We start from the raw sequence: 423 nt of genomic DNA on the forward strand, positions 1-423 counted from the left end.
GGTCATGCATGCCCGAGTTCCATATCTAGAACAATACGTGGCATTCAATCACCTTTATTCCGCCTTTGCAACAACCTATCGTTCTCTCCGTCGGCGGGGCCACCCCGCCCCTTCCTCCCAGAACATAGGTGACTGCCATGAAGCTTCTGCATCTCGACGCCAGCGTGCTTGGCGACAACTCCGTCTCGCGCCAGCTGTCGGCCGCCGTGGTCGCCCGCCTCGCCAGCCAGATCGACGGCCTGCAGGTCGATTATCGCGATCTTGACGCCAATCCGGTACCGCACCTGCGCAGCAGCTCGCTGGCCAAGACCGACGCCGCTGAAGCGACCGATGCTGAACAGGTGATGCAGCAGTTCCTGGAGGCCGACATCGTGGTGATCGGCGCGCCGATGTACAACTTCAGCATCCCATCCACGTTGAAGG

General features: G+C 60.8%; 1 protein-coding gene. It reads left to right on the forward strand.

Features of this window, described 5'->3' with window-relative positions; all coding sequences use genetic code 11:
• Nucleotides 1-137: 137 nt before the first annotated feature.
• Nucleotides 138-423 (forward strand): NAD(P)H-dependent oxidoreductase (locus tag K9U40_RS24085; RefSeq protein WP_282892567.1); only part of this gene is annotated, 286 nt, incomplete at its 3' end.

The organism is Xanthobacter autotrophicus, assembly GCF_030015065.1.
Taxonomy (GTDB): domain Bacteria; phylum Pseudomonadota; class Alphaproteobacteria; order Rhizobiales; family Xanthobacteraceae; genus Xanthobacter; species Xanthobacter autotrophicus_D.